At 50.4% G+C, this 16,206-nt stretch carries 17 protein-coding genes; 3 read left to right on the forward strand and 14 right to left on the reverse strand.

The annotated features are described in order from the left end of the window. Positions 1-28: 28 nt before the first annotated feature. The 14 genes from ACY0JR_RS04475 to rpoN form a co-directional block, all read right to left on the reverse strand. Positions 29-277 carry a hypothetical protein gene (locus tag ACY0JR_RS04475; protein WP_462632702.1) on the reverse strand — a complete coding sequence of 83 codons (249 nt, stop codon included), beginning with the start codon at positions 275-277 and terminating at the stop codon, positions 29-31. 182 nt (positions 278-459) lie between these two features. After that, positions 460-1,146, reverse strand: coding sequence for a DUF4142 domain-containing protein (locus ACY0JR_RS04480; RefSeq protein ID WP_462632704.1), 687 nt, complete (start codon positions 1,144-1,146; stop codon positions 460-462). A 257-nt stretch (positions 1,147-1,403) separates the two neighbouring features. Continuing rightward, positions 1,404-2,042, reverse strand: coding sequence for a DUF4142 domain-containing protein (locus tag ACY0JR_RS04485; protein ID WP_462632705.1), 639 nt, complete (start codon positions 2,040-2,042; stop codon positions 1,404-1,406). A gap of 283 nt (positions 2,043-2,325) precedes the next feature. After that, positions 2,326-2,568: a hypothetical protein gene (locus tag ACY0JR_RS04490; RefSeq protein WP_462632706.1), complete on the reverse strand. Its 243-nt coding sequence runs from the start codon at positions 2,566-2,568 to the stop codon at positions 2,326-2,328. 94 nt (positions 2,569-2,662) lie between these two features. Continuing rightward, the gene (locus tag ACY0JR_RS04495) at positions 2,663-3,283 is read right to left on the reverse strand and encodes a DUF4142 domain-containing protein (protein WP_462632707.1); all 621 of its coding nucleotides are present in this window, start codon (positions 3,281-3,283) and stop codon (positions 2,663-2,665) included. Between the two features lie 111 nt (positions 3,284-3,394). After that, on the reverse strand, positions 3,395-4,066 hold the full coding sequence (locus ACY0JR_RS04500; RefSeq protein WP_462632708.1) for a DUF4142 domain-containing protein: 672 nt from the start codon (positions 4,064-4,066) through the stop codon (positions 3,395-3,397). A gap of 97 nt (positions 4,067-4,163) precedes the next feature. Next, on the reverse strand, positions 4,164-4,736 hold the full coding sequence (locus ACY0JR_RS04505; RefSeq protein WP_462632709.1) for a DUF4142 domain-containing protein: 573 nt from the start codon (positions 4,734-4,736) through the stop codon (positions 4,164-4,166). 601 nt (positions 4,737-5,337) lie between these two features. Continuing rightward, positions 5,338-5,805 (reverse strand): hypothetical protein, encoded by a 468-nt coding sequence (locus tag ACY0JR_RS04510; RefSeq protein WP_462632710.1) that lies wholly within the window; start codon positions 5,803-5,805, stop codon positions 5,338-5,340. 9 nt (positions 5,806-5,814) lie between these two features. Further along, complete coding sequence (locus ACY0JR_RS04515) at positions 5,815-6,000, reverse strand: hypothetical protein (RefSeq protein ID WP_462632711.1); 186 nt, start codon at positions 5,998-6,000, stop codon at positions 5,815-5,817. A 146-nt stretch (positions 6,001-6,146) separates the two neighbouring features. Continuing rightward, positions 6,147-7,796 carry a beta-N-acetylhexosaminidase gene (locus ACY0JR_RS04520; protein WP_462632712.1) on the reverse strand — a complete coding sequence of 550 codons (1,650 nt, stop codon included), beginning with the start codon at positions 7,794-7,796 and terminating at the stop codon, positions 6,147-6,149. Positions 7,797-7,942: 146 nt separating this feature from the next. Continuing rightward, positions 7,943-9,499: a M28 family metallopeptidase gene (locus tag ACY0JR_RS04525; RefSeq protein ID WP_462632713.1), complete on the reverse strand. Its 1,557-nt coding sequence runs from the start codon at positions 9,497-9,499 to the stop codon at positions 7,943-7,945. Between the two features lie 120 nt (positions 9,500-9,619). Next, positions 9,620-10,105, reverse strand: coding sequence for a hypothetical protein (locus ACY0JR_RS04530; protein WP_462632714.1), 486 nt, complete (start codon positions 10,103-10,105; stop codon positions 9,620-9,622). A 508-nt stretch (positions 10,106-10,613) separates the two neighbouring features. After that, the gene (locus tag ACY0JR_RS04535; RefSeq protein ID WP_462632715.1) at positions 10,614-11,234 is read right to left on the reverse strand and encodes a hypothetical protein; all 621 of its coding nucleotides are present in this window, start codon (positions 11,232-11,234) and stop codon (positions 10,614-10,616) included. Between the two features lie 142 nt (positions 11,235-11,376). Beyond that, entirely contained in the window at positions 11,377-12,858 is a 1,482-nt protein-coding gene (rpoN, locus tag ACY0JR_RS04540) for an RNA polymerase factor sigma-54 (RefSeq protein ID WP_462632716.1), read from the reverse strand. Between the two features lie 223 nt (positions 12,859-13,081). Between rpoN and asnS the strand changes: the two genes are divergently transcribed. The 3 genes from asnS (at position 13,082) to ACY0JR_RS04555 (ending at position 16,202) form a co-directional block, all read left to right on the forward strand. Then, positions 13,082-14,470: an asparagine--tRNA ligase gene (gene asnS, locus ACY0JR_RS04545; protein WP_462632718.1), complete on the forward strand. Its 1,389-nt coding sequence runs from the start codon at positions 13,082-13,084 to the stop codon at positions 14,468-14,470. Between the two features lie 344 nt (positions 14,471-14,814). After that, positions 14,815-15,309: a cell envelope integrity TolA family protein gene (locus ACY0JR_RS04550; RefSeq protein WP_462632719.1), complete on the forward strand. Its 495-nt coding sequence runs from the start codon at positions 14,815-14,817 to the stop codon at positions 15,307-15,309. 317 nt (positions 15,310-15,626) lie between these two features. Then, positions 15,627-16,202, forward strand: coding sequence for a DUF4252 domain-containing protein (locus ACY0JR_RS04555; protein ID WP_462632720.1), 576 nt, complete (start codon positions 15,627-15,629; stop codon positions 16,200-16,202). Positions 16,203-16,206 lie beyond the last annotated feature (4 nt).

Consider the following 16,206-nt stretch of genomic DNA (forward strand, 5'->3'; position numbering starts at 1 on the left):
CCTTAGAAAAGACGGTTGGCCTTTGATATTAGTGAGCTGCTTCTGCTGTGTGAGCAGTAGCAGCAGCTTTGGCGGCAGTAGTATCTGCTTTCGTTTCAGGAGTAGCTTCTGCAGTAGTGGCGTGGGCGTCAGCAGTTGAAGGAGCAGTTGTTACTACTTCCGCGTCAAGCGACGTACCGGAACCCTTATCATTGGGGTCTGTGGTGGAAGTGTACGTAGAACAGGCAGCACCGGCAAACAGCGCGCAAGCCGCGAAGAATGGCATGATATGTTTCATTGTTTTTGTAAAGTTTGCCCCAAAGGTACTCAATTCAGGCTTTCAAAAAACACCTGGGTTTAAGAGCAGCACCTCAGCCCATCGGTTCCTTTCGGGCTACTTTTCTGAAAACGCCCTGAAAAGAAAACTGCCTGCACCAGAAGGTAGGTACAGGCAGTTTATGATCTAAAATAGAGAATAGCTTATTTGCTGACCGCTTGCTGACGGCTTCTACCCACTTGTTCATAAATGGGCTGGGCAGCTTGGCGGTGCGCCTGCAGGATAGGCAGGTTTTTAGCGGCGAAGGCTTTGATCTCGGCATCTTGCCCGCCTTGGGCTTCCTGTTCAAACAGCTTAATGTCCATTTGGTGCGCTTCTACCATGTGCTGCATGTAGGCTTTGTCAAACTCCAGTTCAGACAGTTTGGAAAGCATGTCCAGGTGCTGCTGGTGCTCGGGCATAAGCGTAGTAGGCAAGGTAATGCCTTTGGCTTTGGCAATGGCCATGAGTTCAGTGTTGGCCTTGGTGTGGTCGGTGACCATGCGCTGGCCAAATTGCTTTACGCCCGCATTCTGTCCTTTGGTAGCGGCCAGTTTGCCGGCCGCCACTTCCAGCATACCGCTGCTGGCGGCAGTCATGGCAAAGAGATGATCCTGGTTCTGGCTGGCGTTCATGCTGTCTGAACTGGTGCCGGTGGCGGGATTATCCAGGGTAGCGTTGTTGTTCGCCTCGGCTACACCCATGCTGGCATTATGGCCGGTGCCTACTCTCTCATTGGAGAGGCCATACCCGGTGCCATAATCATCTGGGTCCGTAGAGGAAGTATAGGTACTACAGGCCGCGCCGGTTAGCAGGGCGGCGGCTGCAAAGAAGGGCATTATTCTTTTCATAGTTTTAAAGATGATCGCGTGTAGAACTGGTTTTAGAATGTTTTTATACGCAGGCCTCTGGCTTGAGTTAGACTTGTTACCAAACCAAGGTCATTTCAAGAAGAACCTCCGGTTAAGCTGGTCTTTTGCCCGGAAAGGAAAAGGCAATTAGGCGGTTATACCTTATGCTTCGTTACAAAAAGAATGTCTGTGTTTTCGGGGCGTTTCTGCTGAAACACCCCGAAAACACAGACATGGATGCTAATGGAAAACCAAGCTTAGTCTACCTGATCTTCTAATTTAGTGGCCATTTCCTGATGCGATTTCAGCATAGGGAGGGTCTTGGTGGCCAGTGCTTTCACCGGAGGGGTTTCGGCGTTGGCACTCTTTAACTGGAACATGGCAATGTCCATTTTGTGGGCGGTTTCCATGGCATCCATGTAGTCTTCGTCAAACCCTTTGCCGGTTTTGGTTTTTAGCCTGTCCAGCATGGTTTGGTGTATAGGCATCAAGGTTTTAGGTAGGGTAATTTTCATTTGGGAAGCCAACGTCATTTGCTCCTGGCTTGCTTTGGTGTGATGGTCTATCATCATTTGGGCAAACTTCTTCACATCTGCGTTGGTGGCATTCTGGGTGGCCAGTTTACCGGCCTGAATTTCAAACATGTTGCTACTGGCGGCCGTCATCATGAACATGGCATCTGTCATGTTGGTCATATCCATGGTTGTACCAGCGCCAGCACTCATGGTTCCGCCGGTTGCTCCTGTACCCGCTGTGCCGGTACTACCGCCTCCGGTGGTAGTGCCTGTAGTAGTTCCGCCGCTAGTAGTAGTTCCCATGGAAGTACCGGTTGAACCACCAGAGGTGCCTCCGCCGGTAGTAGTACCAGTGGTAGTACCCATTGTACCGCCTCCCATACTACCACTGCTGGTTGCTGTTCCGCTCGCGGAACCTGACATTGATCCTGAACCTGACCCTGTAGTGCCGGTGCTCGTACTCGTGCTGGTACATGCGGTGCCTGCAAGCATTGCTCCGGCCACCAGCATTGACATCATTTTTCTCATAATTTTTGCTTGTTTCGTTTTATTTGTTCTGCCTTTTATACGCGCTTAAAATGAGGCAGTTAACGCATTTACCTCCGAAGAAATACTGTATTTTGATTTCGCCGCCTCAACCCTTTACAACTCTCCCCCACGTTTCCTATCTCTGATCAGTAGAATCAGAATCAGCATTTAGTGAATCTGCCGCCAACGCGTGGGAGGAGACCGCACCGCCCATGCCTCCACCTCCTGCGCTGCTGGTAGCAGCGGTTGGGCTGGTGTTATCTTCCGCATTGGCGGCGGTATCCGTATCGGTGGTAGGCTGAGTGCCCTTTTGGTCACTGCTGCAGGAAATACTAAAAGCCAGAAGCAAGACAAGTACTGAAGACGGGAGGTTTCTCATAATTTTCTACGGATGGGGTATTTTGCTAAAGCCTGTACCTAAACAGCAGATCAACCAAGTATGCGCTAGTTCTTTCTTAGCAGTCACAAACGTGCTAATCTACCTGATCTTCAAAGCGGGTGGCCATTTCTGAGTGCGACTGAAGCACCGGCAACGTCTTGGTCGCAAAAGCTTTCACGGCCTCATTCTGGGCATTGGTGCTTTTCATCTGAAACTTAGCAATGTCCATCTTATGGGCGGTTTCCATGGCATCCATGTAGGTTTCATCAAAACTGGAGCCGGTTGCCGCCATTACCTTGTCTACGATGGCTTGGTGGGCCTGGGTGAGGGCCGTAGGCAGCGTTACGTTTAACTGCGAGGCGACCATCTTTAACTCGTTGTTTGCTTTGGTGTGGTGGTCTACCATCATCTGCCCGAACTGTTTCACCTGAGCGTTAGTAGCTTTCTGGGCGGCCATTTGGCCTAACTGTACCTCCATCATCCCGCTGCTGGCGGCATCAATCAGGAACATGGGATCAGACATGTTGGCAATCTCCTCATTAAGGGTTTCCCTTCCACCTGCGCCTGTTGGGTTCACCGCTGCCGCATCTGCGGTAGTAAGGGTGGTTTCAGCAGTAGACGCGGCCGTATCATTGGGGTTCGTAGTATCGGTACTGGAGCAGGCAGAACCCGCCAACAAGACTGGAATGGCTAAATAAAAGATGGCTTTTTTCATAGTGTGTCAAAGGTTAGCATTCAACTGTAGGTATTGAACCCGCAGAACGTCAATTGGTTTAAAGAAAAAAGCCTGCGGTGGCAGGCTCATTCTGTTGCTTGTGGTGGTTTACTACTTCACTTTCTTTTCCAGTTCATCTGCCTGATGTTCGTGAATACGCAGCACCGGCAGCGTTCTGATGGCGAAAGCCTTCACCGTAACCGTAGGAGCGCTGTTGCTCACCACCTCAAACAAGGCAATATCGCTTTCGTGCACATCTTCAATTTTATCAATGTATAACGCGTCAAATTCTTTACCGGTTAATTTAGACAATTGTTCCACCAGGTCTCGGTGCATGGGCAGCAGCGAAGAAGGTGCATCCATGTTCATCCCCGTGGCGATGGTCACCAACTCCTGGTTCGCTTTGGTGTGGTGGTCAACCATCATCTGGGCAAACTCTTTCACCTCTGAATTAGCCGACCGGGCCAGGGCTAACCGGCCTAACTGCACTTCCATCATGCCGCTGCTCATGGCTTCTGTTAGGAAAGTAGCCTCGGTGATGTTGCGGGTGCCGTAGCGCATGGTTCCGGTTCCGGCCACGTTACTGGCAGTACCGGGGGCCACATACGCATCGGCGGAGGTGCCTCCTACGCCCACCACGCCGGTGGCGGTATTGGTAGAAGTGACCGTAGCGGCGTATTCATCTGTGGTGGGCACCGAATTAGAGGTATTGATATCTACTCTGCCACAGGCGGCGCTCAGCATTAAGGCACAAGCAGCCATCCCCAAAAATATCTTTCTCATAGTTGTCTTCTCTTTAACATCCTCTTCTGACCTAACCCAAACCGAAGGGCTTTGTTCTTTCCACTGCGCCGTTCACCTTATCCTTTCTTTCCGAACTCTATTGCGGTTGAATCTGATCTTTCAATTCTTCCACCTGAGAAAGATGCGCGCGCAGGGTAGGCAAGTTTTTACTCGCGAAAGCCTTTAACTCCAGGTCCGTTCCTTCTTCAGCCATTTCCTCAAATTTCTCAATGGTTTCTTTGTGGTCTTCTTCCAGGGCCTCTAAGTACGCTTTGTCAAAGGCTGCGCCCGAATTGCTCATGACGGCATTATAGGTTTTCTGATGGTCGTCGCTCAGGCTGGTGGGCAGCATCAGGTTCTTCAGGTCAGCGATCTGTTTCAGTTGAGTGTTGGTCTGGGTATGATGGTTCATCATCAACTCGCCCAGTTGCCTTACCCGGGGGTCAATAGCTTTGCTGCTGGCTAAGCGGCCAAGTTCCACCTCAAACATGCCGCCGCTGGCTACTTCGGCCACAAACCAGCCGCCTTTCTCATCTTTCCCGGTGCTTTCCAGCAGTTCCTCGTTGTGTTTGCCCGCCGCATCTACAGACGTAGCATCTGAAGAGCCGCTACAACCAGAGACCAAGGACACAGAGGCCGCGAAGAGCACAGGGAACAGGTAATTTTTCATAGTTTAGATCTTGTACTGATGGCCAACGGAGTATATCCGTATGGTCTTTTTACGGTTTCGCCTGCACAGGGTTAACTCCTGCCTCAGAAAAGTCCAACTAAGGCGTATTGACGGGCTTGCAAAGGGGAGATGCTCACTTCAGTAGTTATTCTATTGGGACTACTTCGCCTTTCCTGCAATATGGGCTGATTCCTTCTGAAGGAACTACTTGCTCTATGCTGACTTGTCGCCGTTGTTGGTGTTATCACCAACAACTTCTACTCGGTTCACTTTGAAGGCAGTTTGGGAAAAGGAGCCGGTAAAGGATTGTTGGTGATAACACTAACAATGGCACGGAAGGAGAAGGAATGCGTACGCCGTTTCAGGGTAACGGCGCTACAGACCAGCAATGTAGCCTCGTTACCCTGTAACGAAGTACTTGTGCCGATGAAATGGGCCTTGTCTATTCTTAGCCTGACCGCTATGGTATTATCACCAGCAATGACACGTGAAAAGGAATTTACACCGCATGACTAAAAGCGGAAGGGCGTTTTGGAACTGCTTTCTTGAAAACAGCTCCAAAACGCCCTTCCGCCAAGAAATGGCCCGCACCTACACCAGGTTACAGACTCACGCCTTTGCTTTTCCCGGCCTGCCGGATGGCATCGCGCACGGTTTCTTCGTACTCTTCGGGAATAGAGTCAAACTCAATCTGGCCGGTCTGCCCAGACGTAAGCCGATACAGCAATTTATCTGACTGCACCCGCAGCAAACTGATGGTATTCCAAGGCAGCGTAATGGCCGCTTGGGTAAGGGAAAGTTTAAGTTCCAGGTGCTCGTCGGTGACCTGCACGTAGCTTGTTCCGGCGGGTTTACGCCGGCGCCAGGCCACTATGATGTAAGCGATGGCCAAGGCCAGTTGCAGCAAAGGCAGCAGGTACACAAGCAGATTCACTTCATTAGCGGCATAGTGCCGGTACACGCCAAGGCCGCCTAATATCATAAACACCACCGCCATGAACAGATACAGCTTTGAGAGCGCAGATCCGTTGTGGTGGGTGGGTGACAGGTTTAAAAAGAAGGATTTCATAAAGTAAGACTATTTAGAAGATTTGCTTTTCCGTTCTCGCAAGACCAGAATGATCTTTAAGACCACAAACATCATAAACCCCAGAAAAGCGGCCAGCGTCACCATGATATTGGGGTCTTCTAACCGCCACATCAAAATCAGGAACGAAATGGTGAGCATGCAGTTCAGCAACAGAGTAGAAGGACGTGAAGCCATGGGTAAAAGCAATGTAGGTAATTGAGTAAAGATACAAAGTTGTATCCACTACCCAAGCCGGTCTCTGTTTCTAGACCGCTTTCTCAAAACAGTGCCAGAAACAGAATAGTGCCTGCCAGTAGCAAAAGAACGTTGCTGCTTTCGGTTTATTTATCAGCTATGGTCCAACGCTCAAAGTCTTTGAAATAGGCGCTCCCCCAGGACGTATACCGGGGCAACATAGCGGCTTTCAGCCTCCGTTTGAAATCTGTAAAATCCTTTTGTTTGGGGGCTGTCCAGAGCACTTCGCTGAGGGCCGTCATGCGTGGGAAGATCATGTACTCTACTTTAGAAGGATAGCCCATGTACTCCGTCCAGACGTTGGCCTGGGCTCCCAGAATGTACTTGTCCAGTTTGCGTTGCTGCAGTTCGGCGGGGACTGGGTTGAAGTTGTACACGGCATCTAGCGGGTTGTAGCCGTGAATGGCGAGACTGTCTTTGGGGTCTTTGGACTGATAACTGTCAAAATACAACGGATTGCCCGGCGACATGATGACCGGGTGGTGCCGACGGACGGCCGCGACACCTTCCTCAACTCCTCTCCAGTTCATGATCACCGCGGTGGTATCTAGGTCACCTTCCAGAATCTCGTGCCAGCCAATCACTTTCTTGTTCTTTTGAGCGAGGTAGCCCGACACCTGTTTGATGAAGTAGGTCTGCAGTTCTTTCTCGTCTTTGAGGTGATTGGCCTTCATGAACGCCTGGGTATTGGGATCGGCTTTCCACCATATTTTACTGCACTCATCGCCGCCAATATGGATGTACTTTGACGGGAACAGATCAGCCACTTCCTGAAACATGGTTTCCAGAAACTGAAACGTAGCTGGGTTTGGGGCCAAGACGTTGTTCTGCCGGTTGTACATGCCCCAAGTGTTGGCTACCTGCCAGGCCGAGTCTGGTTTGGTGCTGAATTCTGGATAAGCGGCTATAATCGCGCGGCTGTGACCCGGTATGTCAATCTCAGGAATGACGTTGATGCCTCTGATGGCAGCGTAGCGCACCACTTCGCGTACCTGGTCCTGGGTGTAAAATCCACCGTAGCGGGTAGAGTCATAGCGGGCGGGCGTGTCTTTAAAATGGCCTATGAGGGTAGAATTACGCCAGGCTCCCACTTCTGTCAGTTTGGGGTAGCTTTTGATTTCCAGGCGCCAGCCCTGGTCATCGGTGAGGTGCCAGTGGAAGTTATTGAACTTATGAAAGGCCAGGTAGTCAATGTACTTCTTCAGGAAATCTACCGGGAAGATATGGCGACTTACGTCCAGGTGCATGCCGCGGTACGCAAAGCGCGGATAATCTTTGATTTCTACCGTGGGGAATTCCACCTGTTTTACTTTCTGCAGCGGAAGCAACTGTAGCAGCGTCTGAATGCTGTGTACCATGCCTGCCACGTCCCGCGCCTTCATCCTGATCATAGAACCGCCTGACTCCAGCCAATACATCTCAGGACGGTTGGCTTCAATGGTATCATGGGCCAGCAGAATGCGGCTGTGTCTTTGTGGCTTGGTGCCAGGCAGAGCAATTTCCAAGGTTAGCCCTATCTGGTTTTTGAGTACTTCCTGCAAATAGAGCGCTTGGTCATGGTAAGGGGCATCAGCCATTATCACGGTCTGCCGGTCAATGGTAACGGGCCTTTCTCCGGTAGCCGTAAAGGAAACCGGCTTGGGCACAATGTTATTGACAGCGCTTACCTGCCCTTGGCAGTAAAAAGGTAAAATAGCCCATATAGCCAGCACAACAGACAGGCAGCACTTCTTCATGTGATCTGTACATTGATTTCAAGCCTATTTTACAGAAAATCAACCGAAACTGTACCATCTTAGTCTTATTTAAGATAGCATAAAAACAGAGCGGCCTTTCTCCTGTGAAAGAAGAAAGGCCGTTCCGGTTTTAGGCTCCAGCGAACTTAAGACTGTGGTCTAGGCTGCGGAAGTGCTTTGCGGGGCAGTTTGTCTTTTCTAATGGCAGACTGGTACACAAACGAAGCTACAATCACGGAGGCTTGTTTCAGGTCATCGGCCTGCAGGCGGTCATAGGTGTCTTGGTTGGTGTGATGGGTGCGGGTGTTGTACTCCAGACCGTCCTGAATGAACTGGAAGCCGGGCAGCCCCAGACCGTCAAACGAAAGGTGGTCGGTGCCGCCGGTGTTGCGGTTGGTCACGGTGGTAGCGCCCAGGTCATTGAACGGTTTCAGCCACTCTTTGAACAAAGGAGCCACGGCCTCGTTGCCTTGCGTGTAAATACCTCTGATTTTACCAGAACCGTTGTCCAGGTTGTAGTACGCGGCAATCTTGGCGTGCTCCGGCAATAGTTTCATGGTAGCAGGGTCGCCTAAGTGTTTTTTGGCGTAACCGCGCGAACCGTGCAGTCCTTGCTCCTCGCCACCCCACAACGCAATCCGGATGGTGCGCTTGGGTTGCAAATTCAGGGCTTTGATGATACGAACGGCTTCCATCATCACGGCTACTCCGGCGGCGTTGTCGGTTGCGCCGGTGGCGGCGTGCCAGGAGTCAAGGTGACCACCCAGCATGACAATCTCAGACTTCAGTTTTTTATCGGTACCCGGAATCTCCGCGATGACGTTGTAGCCTTGCTGGTCTTCGGTTAAGAAACGGGTTTTGCTTTCCAGTTCCACTTCCACGGGAATACCAGCGGCTAGCAGACGGCTCATACGGGCGAGGTCTTCCTGGGCTACTTCAAACTCGGGCAGTACCGGTTTGGCATCCATGGCGTAAGAGGCACCGTTGCTGGTAAAAAACGTACCGTGCGATCCGCTGCGTCCGCTGAACATGGCTACGGCTCCTTCATTCAGGAACATTTCGCTCATTTTGCCTAGTAGTGTCCGGCGAGCCTGCATGGCGGCGCGTTGCTCGTCGGTCATGGGCGTGCGGCCTGCGGTGGGTTGCATGGGCTCGGCCATTTTCTGGAGTTGCTCGTCTGTGTAGCGGGTGGCATCGGCGGTGAAGGTGGTTTTGATGGGCGTGGTTACCTCCATCATCACAATCTTGCCTTTCAGTTTACCGGCGTACTGCGCCAGATCTTCTTCTTTGGCGGCTTTCACCAACATTACCTGCGCTTTTACCGGCCCGTTGGTGCTAGGTGTCCAGGCTTTGGGCGAGCCAATCATAGGTTGGTAGTAGGGCTTAGAGAGCGCCAGATAAGACTTCTCCACTTCCCAGCCTTTCCCGAATGTTCCCCATGGTTCAATTACGGCGTTCTGCAATCCCCAGGAGGTCAGTTTCTCTTTGGTCCATTGGTTGGCTTTGGCCAGTCCGGTAGACCCGGAAAGGCGAGGGCCATTCACATCTGTCAGGTAAAAGGCGATGTCCATTACCTGAGATTTGTTTAAGCCTTCCTGGCGGATTTTCTCTACGATGGCCGCGTCTAGCGGCTCTACTTGTTGGGCAAAGGCGGGCATGGCCAGAAAAGCGGCCCCCAATACTAGCTGTAAAGTTTTATTCATTAGTGACAGATGTAGGGTTGTACTGCTAAATATAAGCAGGCTGATTGGATTAAACCAACCCCAAAGAAGATAAAAACCTCAAGATGAATAACATGAAGGCCGCACACTGCCTTTCAGAACTTACATGGCATACGTTCTCAGGTAGCAATTCTCAAACGTAAATTTCCCTGCTTTGTCTATGCGGTAGGCTTCAATGCAAGACCAACGGTTGTACACATTACCGGCATGGAAATATCTTTTCACCAGCACCAGTCTCTTGGACAGCAACACAATGGGATAGGAATAGGCGTAATAGGGCGCAGGAGCCAGCCCCAATTCCTGCAACACGGCAATGTTCTCAGGGAAATCCTGAGCAGTCCATTCGGTCCGCTTCTGCCCTCTTATTCTGCTTTTAATTTGCTCAAACTCTGGCTTGGTGAGGCGGTAATCCATCTTGAGTTGCGGTCCGGCCCCATGCAATCCCTGCCTGGCCGCCAACCGGCTTTCATCTGAAATGTTGACCTTCGCCCAAAGTGAATCATTGACATACACCTCAGACAGATTCCAAGGCAATATGTTTTTGTCTACCCGGTCATGCCTGCCGTTCTGCCCAGCCAGAAAACGCATAAAATTCTGGATGACCTGCGTTTCCGTTTTACCTGTTTGCGCAGTTCCTTCAGCAGAAATAAACACTAAAAAGCAAAAGAAAATGGAGAGGGCTAAAGACTTGAACTGCATAAGGCAAGAAACGGGTAATTCTTCTACAATATCTGCAAAACCGTCCTGAATCACAACCAATGCTAAGCGAGAAGGCCCTTGCTTTGGTTTTCTGGTAGGTGAGTGGCGAGGCTAGTTGACTCAGCAAAAGTTGGTTTGAGGCTATGCCTCATGGAAGTTTCAAACTTCCGGACATTTTGGGTCCAAGTTGAAAACTTGAACCATGTTCTTCTATGGACAAACTAGCTCACTATGGCGCGGAAGTTACTTCCGTGACTAACAGATACTGGTAAAGAAAGTCACGGAAGTAACTTCCGCGCCATAGTTCAGAGTTGTAAAGAGGTTGCCCCAAGTTCCCTTCACTTGTGCGTCTTGCCTGTTTCAAGGCTATTTTTCTAAAAGCACCTTAAAACCAGCGTTACATTGGCATTCCCCAGAGGGAGATTCCTAACAGGAAACCTAAGGTAAACCCAGCGTAAACTTGGTGGATAGTATGGGCACCTAAAGCCAAACGGGCAGAGATGACAGCACCGCAAATCACGCATCCCAACACAATGGGGTACAGCATGTAACCTTCAGGGAGCCAGCTGTGCAGCAGTACCAGAATTCCTAAACCGCCTCCTAACCCTATACTATGGGCACTTATTTTCCAGAATTGATTGATGACCAAGGTCAGGTAAACCGATGCGGTGATTACCCCCATCATCAAATAGAACAGGCTATCAAAGAAGGAAATTCTGTAGAACACGACTGTGAGTACGGTGTAACAGGTAGCGGCTAACATGAGGGGCCAGCGTCGGTCTGAGCGGGCTTCCAGAGTAAGGGAAGAGACTAATCCGGCCTGTTGCATCATCAGGGTTCCTAGCACTGGCAGCAGGAAAGTGATAATAAACACCAACAGCACAATGAGCCGTCGGCCTTCCGGCGAATACGCGAACACCTCGGGTGGCAGGTAATACAGCAGCAGACTGAACAGGTACGTGGGCTGTATCAAGGGATGAAAAAGCACCGAGAGCACCGTTGCGAGGCGGGGATTCACTTTTTTAATCAGGAATTAAGAATTGGGAATTAGGAATTGTTCTCTGGTGAACTAATTCCATGCATGTGCCTGTGAGACAAGGTTGATACTATTCATACTTCCATCAAAAATTCCTAATTCTTAATTGAACCCGCTTTGCGGGTTATAGTTCTTTGCGTAAGCGGGCTACGGGTATGTTCAGTTGCTCGCGGTACTTGGCTACGGTACGGCGGGCGATGTTATAGCCTTTCTCGTTGAGCATCTTCTCAATCTTATCGTCAGACAGGGGCTTGCGCTTGTTTTCGGCCTCAATAATGTCTTTCAGGATGGCTTTTACCTCGCGGCTGCTGGCGTCTTCCCCGGCATCGGTGGCAATGCCTTCTGAGAAGAAGAACTTGAGCGGAATAATCCCGAACTCGGTCTGTACGCTTTTGCTGTTGGCTACGCGGCTCACGGTAGAAATATCCATGCCAATGTCTTCGGCAATGTCTTTCAGGATCATGGGCTTCAGCTTGCTTTCATCGCCCTCCAGAAAATAATCGTACTGACGGCGTAGAATAGCTTCCATGGTGCGCAACAGGGTATTCTGACGCTGCTTGATGGCATCTATGAACCACTTGGCGGCATCCAGTTTCTGCTTCACAAAGGTGACGGTTTCCTTTAGCTTCTTGTCTTTCTTGGAGCCTTTGTCATAGGCGTCAAACATGTCGGCGTAAGAGCGGGAAATGCGCAGGTCTGGTGCGTTGCGGGCGTTGAGCGAGAGTTGCAGTTGGCCGTCTTCATTGGTGATGATGAAGTCTGGAATCACGTACTGTACGCGGGTGGCCCCGCCGGTTCCGCCGGGCTTGGGGTTCAGTTTCAGGATGAGGTCAATGGCCGCTTTCAACTCGTAGTCTTCCAGCTCCAGTCTTTGCTGAATCTTGGCGTAGTGCTTCTTAGTGAACTCGTCAAAGCAGTCATGGATGATTTGCTCGGCCACTTCGGTGATTTCATCTGGGTCGCGGCGCTCTAATTGCAGTAAGAGACATTCCTGCAGGTCTCGGGCGGCAATGCCGGGCGGGTCAAACGCCTGGATTCGGCGCAGCACGTCTTCAATTTCCTGCTCAGAGGCGTCTATGTTTTGGGAGAAGGCTAAGTCATTGGAGATGGCATGCAGCTCACGCCTGATGTAGCCGTCCTGGTCAATGGAGCCAATCAGTTGTTCGCCAATGGCCATTTGCTTGGTGTCCAGGTTCAGGAAACCCAGTTGGTCCATGAGGGCGTCAGTGAGGGAACCGGTGAATGCGATGGGCATTTCGCGGTCTTCCTCTTCGCCGGGGCCGTCGCCCTGCATCTTGTAACCGGCTATCTCGTCATCGTTGATATAATCGCCCAGATCTACCTCGTCATCTTCGCGGCGGGGTTCGTCTTCGGCAAAATCATCCTCGGTGTTGTCGAAATCATCATCGGCATCACTATTGGAGTCATCATTATCCGTAGAAGGCTCATCAGCGGCATCCCCTTCTTCCAACGCGGGGTTTACCTCCAGTTCTTCTTTGATGCGGGCCTCCAACTCAGCCGTTGGTACCTGCAGCAATTTGATGAACTGGATCTGCTGCGGCGATAATTTCTGGGATAAAAGCTGTTTTAAATCAAGTCTCTGCATACGTCCACGGCATTGGTCACACACGTGCGGCCTTGCCCAAAGTTATGGTTTTTTACTACTGGATTGCAAAAAAGGTTAATGGCTGGGCAGGCACAGCACTCCTGTAGCGGGCTACAGGAAACAAGACTCTTCTCATAAACTAAATTATTTGCCTTTCTCTACTTACTTTTGCAGCAGCCTACTACGTGCTACTTGATACGTGCTACACGAGACGAGAAAGAATATGAAAAGAACCAAAGTAAATGCCCTGCTCCAGACGCCCGCCAGCGGCCAGGAGGTGCTGGTAAAAGGTTGGGTGCGCACCAAGCGCGGCAACAAATTTGTGACGTTCATTGCCGTGAATGACGGTTCTACTATAAATAATATACAAGTGGTAGCTGACATGACCTTGTTCACCGACGAGGCCCTGCGCGAAGTAACCACCGGCGCCAGTATTTCTGTCTTGGGAACTTTGGTTGAAAGCCAGGGCAAAGGCCAGACCGTTGAAATACAAGCTACCAGCATTGAGGTATTGGGCGTGGCAGATCCTGAGACCTATCCGTTGCAGAAGAAAGGCCATTCCCTGGAGTTCCTGCGCGAGATTGCCCACCTGCGCCCGCGCACCAACACGTTTGGCGCAGTGTTACGCGTACGGCACGCCATGGCGTTTGCAGTGCACAATTACTTTAACGAGAAAGGCTTCTTCTACGTGCACACGCCGGTGATTACCGCGTCTGACGCCGAAGGTGCCGGTGAGATGTTCCGGGTGACTACGTTAGATCCCGTAAACCCACCGCGGACGGAGGATGGAGCCGTAGATTTCTCTGAGGACTTTTTCGGGCGTTCTTCTAACCTGACCGTTTCCGGCCAGTTGGAAGGCGAAGTACTGGCGATGGCTTTGTCGGAGATCTATACCTTCGGACCAACCTTTAGAGCCGAGAACTCCAACACCAGCCGTCACTTAGCCGAGTTCTGGATGATTGAGCCCGAAATGGCTTTCTATGAACTGGAAGACAACATGGACCTGGCCGAGGACTTCCTGAAATACCTGGTGCGCTACGCCCTGGATCACTGCAAAGATGACCTCCAGTTCCTGAACGACATGTACGACAAGGAACTGCTCAGTCGCCTGAACTTTGTAGTAGAGAATGATTTCCAGCGCCTGACCTACACCGAGGCCGTAGAGATTCTGAAAACTGCCAAGCAGAAGTTTGAGTACAAAGTAGACTGGGGCACCGATTTGCAGAGCGAGCACGAGCGCTACCTGGTAGAGAAACATTTCAAAAAGCCGGTGATTCTGACCAACTACCCCAAAGACATCAAGAGTTTCTACATGAAACTCAACGAAGACGGCAAAACCGTCCGCGCCATGGACGTGCTTTTCCCGGGTATTGGCGAGATCATTGGCGGTTCGCAGCGCGAAGAAAGCTACGAGAAACTGGTGACCCGTATGCAGGAAATGGGCGTACCCGAGAAAGAGATGTGGTGGTTCCTGGATACCCGTCGCTTCGGGACTGTTCCGCACAGCGGCTTTGGGTTAGGTTTTGAGCGACTGCTGTTATTTGTGACCGGCATGGGCAATATCAGAGACGTGATTCCTTTCCCGCGTTTCCCGAAGAGTGCAGAATTCTAAGACATAGAGGTATCACAATGTTTAAATCGGGCTGTTGTTTCATGACAACAGCCCGATTTTTTTGCTACTGGGTATAGCAGGCCGAAAGGTACTGGCCAGTGCGTTTTCCAGTAACAGGAGCATTCTTCCTTTCTAGTATCTGGTTGATAACCAAGGCTACTCTCCTATTTCTTATTGCTATTTTCTCTTCTTAATAAATTAAGCTAACTATCAACAGATACTTGACTTAATTATATTTAATAATTGATAAGGCATTTTTTCTATTGATTATTTGTATTAACTAAATATTATCTTGTCATTTGTATTGACAATAGCTATTTATCCAATCATACATAATCAATTATATGCTAAGAAAACTTACCCTACTACTACTCATGCTGGTCCTAGCCATAGGCTCCACGTATGCGCAAACCTCTAAGCAAAAAGAGCGGGAACGCGCCGCTCAAATGAAAGAGCGGGCTGAACTGGCCAAGCAAAAAGCGAAAGAACGGAAAGAGCTTCTCAAGCAGAAGCAAATTGCCCGTGAAGCGTTGCAAGATGCGAAGTATGATGCGCAGGACGAAGCTTATTTCCAGAAAGAGGAAGCCAGAAAAATAGCGCAAAAAGAACGCGAAGCAGCACTAGAGTTAAAAGAGCAGCAGCGGAAAGATGCGTTGAAGGAGAAAGCCTTGGCGGCCAAAGAAAAAGAACGCCAAGCCAAGCTAGCCCTGAAAGAAAAAGAAGCTGCTAAGAAACTAGCCGCGCAGGAACGTGCCCAAGCTCTGAAAGACAAAGAAGCTATCCAGAAAATGGCTGCGAAAGAAAGGGAAGCCAATAAGAAGATAGTTTCCAATAAATAAGCCAGCTACTACAAGAAAACAATCTATATCCTATATTCTATCTCTTCAATCCATGTAAACAGCAAGAGCCCGCTTTGTCGGGCTCTTGCTGTTTACAGACGGTCCAGGTTCCGTTTCACTTCGCTGAAAAGACGGTGTTTTTGGAAAAGCAATGCCAAAACAGAATCCTGTCTCTTATCCCCCCTTCTGTGTGCGGAAAAGCCGCAGAAGTTGGCGCAGTTGCACAGATTCTTGTGCTTTGACTCCCTTTCCTTCGCTTCCGCTTAAAGCGTTTTCTTCTTATTTCCCGTAAAAGAGGTAAAAAACAGAATTTGCGTATGCGTACTTCCTTTGCTTATAGATTTCAGAATGTGCTCTTGAAACGGCTTCTGCCTTACCTGGTAGTAGCGGTGTTGTGTGTCATGCAGGCGTGCAGCAGCACCAGTAATCTGCCCGCGGCTCAGTCAACGGCCGAGTTTTACCAGAAATACAAAAACATGGACGGCTTCAAAGGAACCACGGTTCCGGTGGGGCTGGTCTCCAGGTACCTGGCCAAAGAAACAACAGATACTACCCTGCGGGCGGCGTTGGCCAACATCACCTCGGTACGGGTGCTTTCGTTCACGCCTACTTCTAACAAAGCGCAACGGCTGCTGGAGAAAGGCCTTACCCAGGAGTTGGACCAGGTACTTCAGAAGGACAACTATACGGCCATTCCTTTGCTAGACGCGACACCCGGTGCCCTGCAGTTCAGGATGCGGCAGTCTAACCAACAGGTGCAGGAACTTGTTGGCTACCGTCGAACGGGCAACTCTTTTTTGATGCTTCAGGTGAACGGCCGCTTTACCCGCCAACAGGTGGAGCAGATGCTGGAGAAGATTGACCCAGATGTGTTACTTCCGTTGCTGGGCTAAGCGA

Source organism: Rufibacter sp. JT3400010 (assembly GCF_054956755.1).

Coding starts and splice junctions, on each gene's coding strand:
- ACY0JR_RS04550 (WP_462632719.1), top strand. CDS start 14,815: ATGCTAAGAAAACTTACCCTACTACTACTCATGCTGGTCCTAGCCATA.
- ACY0JR_RS04485 (WP_462632705.1), bottom strand. CDS start 2,042: ATGGGAGGCGGTACAATGGGTACTACCACTGGTACTACTACCGGCGGA.
- ACY0JR_RS04510 (WP_462632710.1), bottom strand. CDS start 5,805: ATGAAATCCTTCTTTTTAAACCTGTCACCCACCCACCACAACGGATCT.
- ACY0JR_RS04530 (WP_462632714.1), bottom strand. CDS start 10,105: ATGCGTTTTCTGGCTGGGCAGAACGGCAGGCATGACCGGGTAGACAAA.
- ACY0JR_RS04500 (WP_462632708.1), bottom strand. CDS start 4,066: ATGAGAAAGATATTTTTGGGGATGGCTGCTTGTGCCTTAATGCTGAGC.
- ACY0JR_RS04525 (WP_462632713.1), bottom strand. CDS start 9,499: ATGAATAAAACTTTACAGCTAGTATTGGGGGCCGCTTTTCTGGCCATG.
- ACY0JR_RS04515 (WP_462632711.1), bottom strand. CDS start 6,000: ATGGCTTCACGTCCTTCTACTCTGTTGCTGAACTGCATGCTCACCATT.
- ACY0JR_RS04480 (WP_462632704.1), bottom strand. CDS start 1,146: ATGAAAAGAATAATGCCCTTCTTTGCAGCCGCCGCCCTGCTAACCGGC.
- ACY0JR_RS04490 (WP_462632706.1), bottom strand. CDS start 2,568: ATGAGAAACCTCCCGTCTTCAGTACTTGTCTTGCTTCTGGCTTTTAGT.
- ACY0JR_RS04475 (WP_462632702.1), bottom strand. CDS start 277: ATGAAACATATCATGCCATTCTTCGCGGCTTGCGCGCTGTTTGCCGGT.
- asnS (WP_462632718.1), top strand. CDS start 13,082: ATGAAAAGAACCAAAGTAAATGCCCTGCTCCAGACGCCCGCCAGCGGC.
- ACY0JR_RS04555 (WP_462632720.1), top strand. CDS start 15,627: ATGCGTACTTCCTTTGCTTATAGATTTCAGAATGTGCTCTTGAAACGG.
- ACY0JR_RS04495 (WP_462632707.1), bottom strand. CDS start 3,283: ATGAAAAAAGCCATCTTTTATTTAGCCATTCCAGTCTTGTTGGCGGGT.
- ACY0JR_RS04520 (WP_462632712.1), bottom strand. CDS start 7,796: ATGAAGAAGTGCTGCCTGTCTGTTGTGCTGGCTATATGGGCTATTTTA.
- rpoN (WP_462632716.1), bottom strand. CDS start 12,858: ATGCAGAGACTTGATTTAAAACAGCTTTTATCCCAGAAATTATCGCCG.
- ACY0JR_RS04505 (WP_462632709.1), bottom strand. CDS start 4,736: ATGAAAAATTACCTGTTCCCTGTGCTCTTCGCGGCCTCTGTGTCCTTG.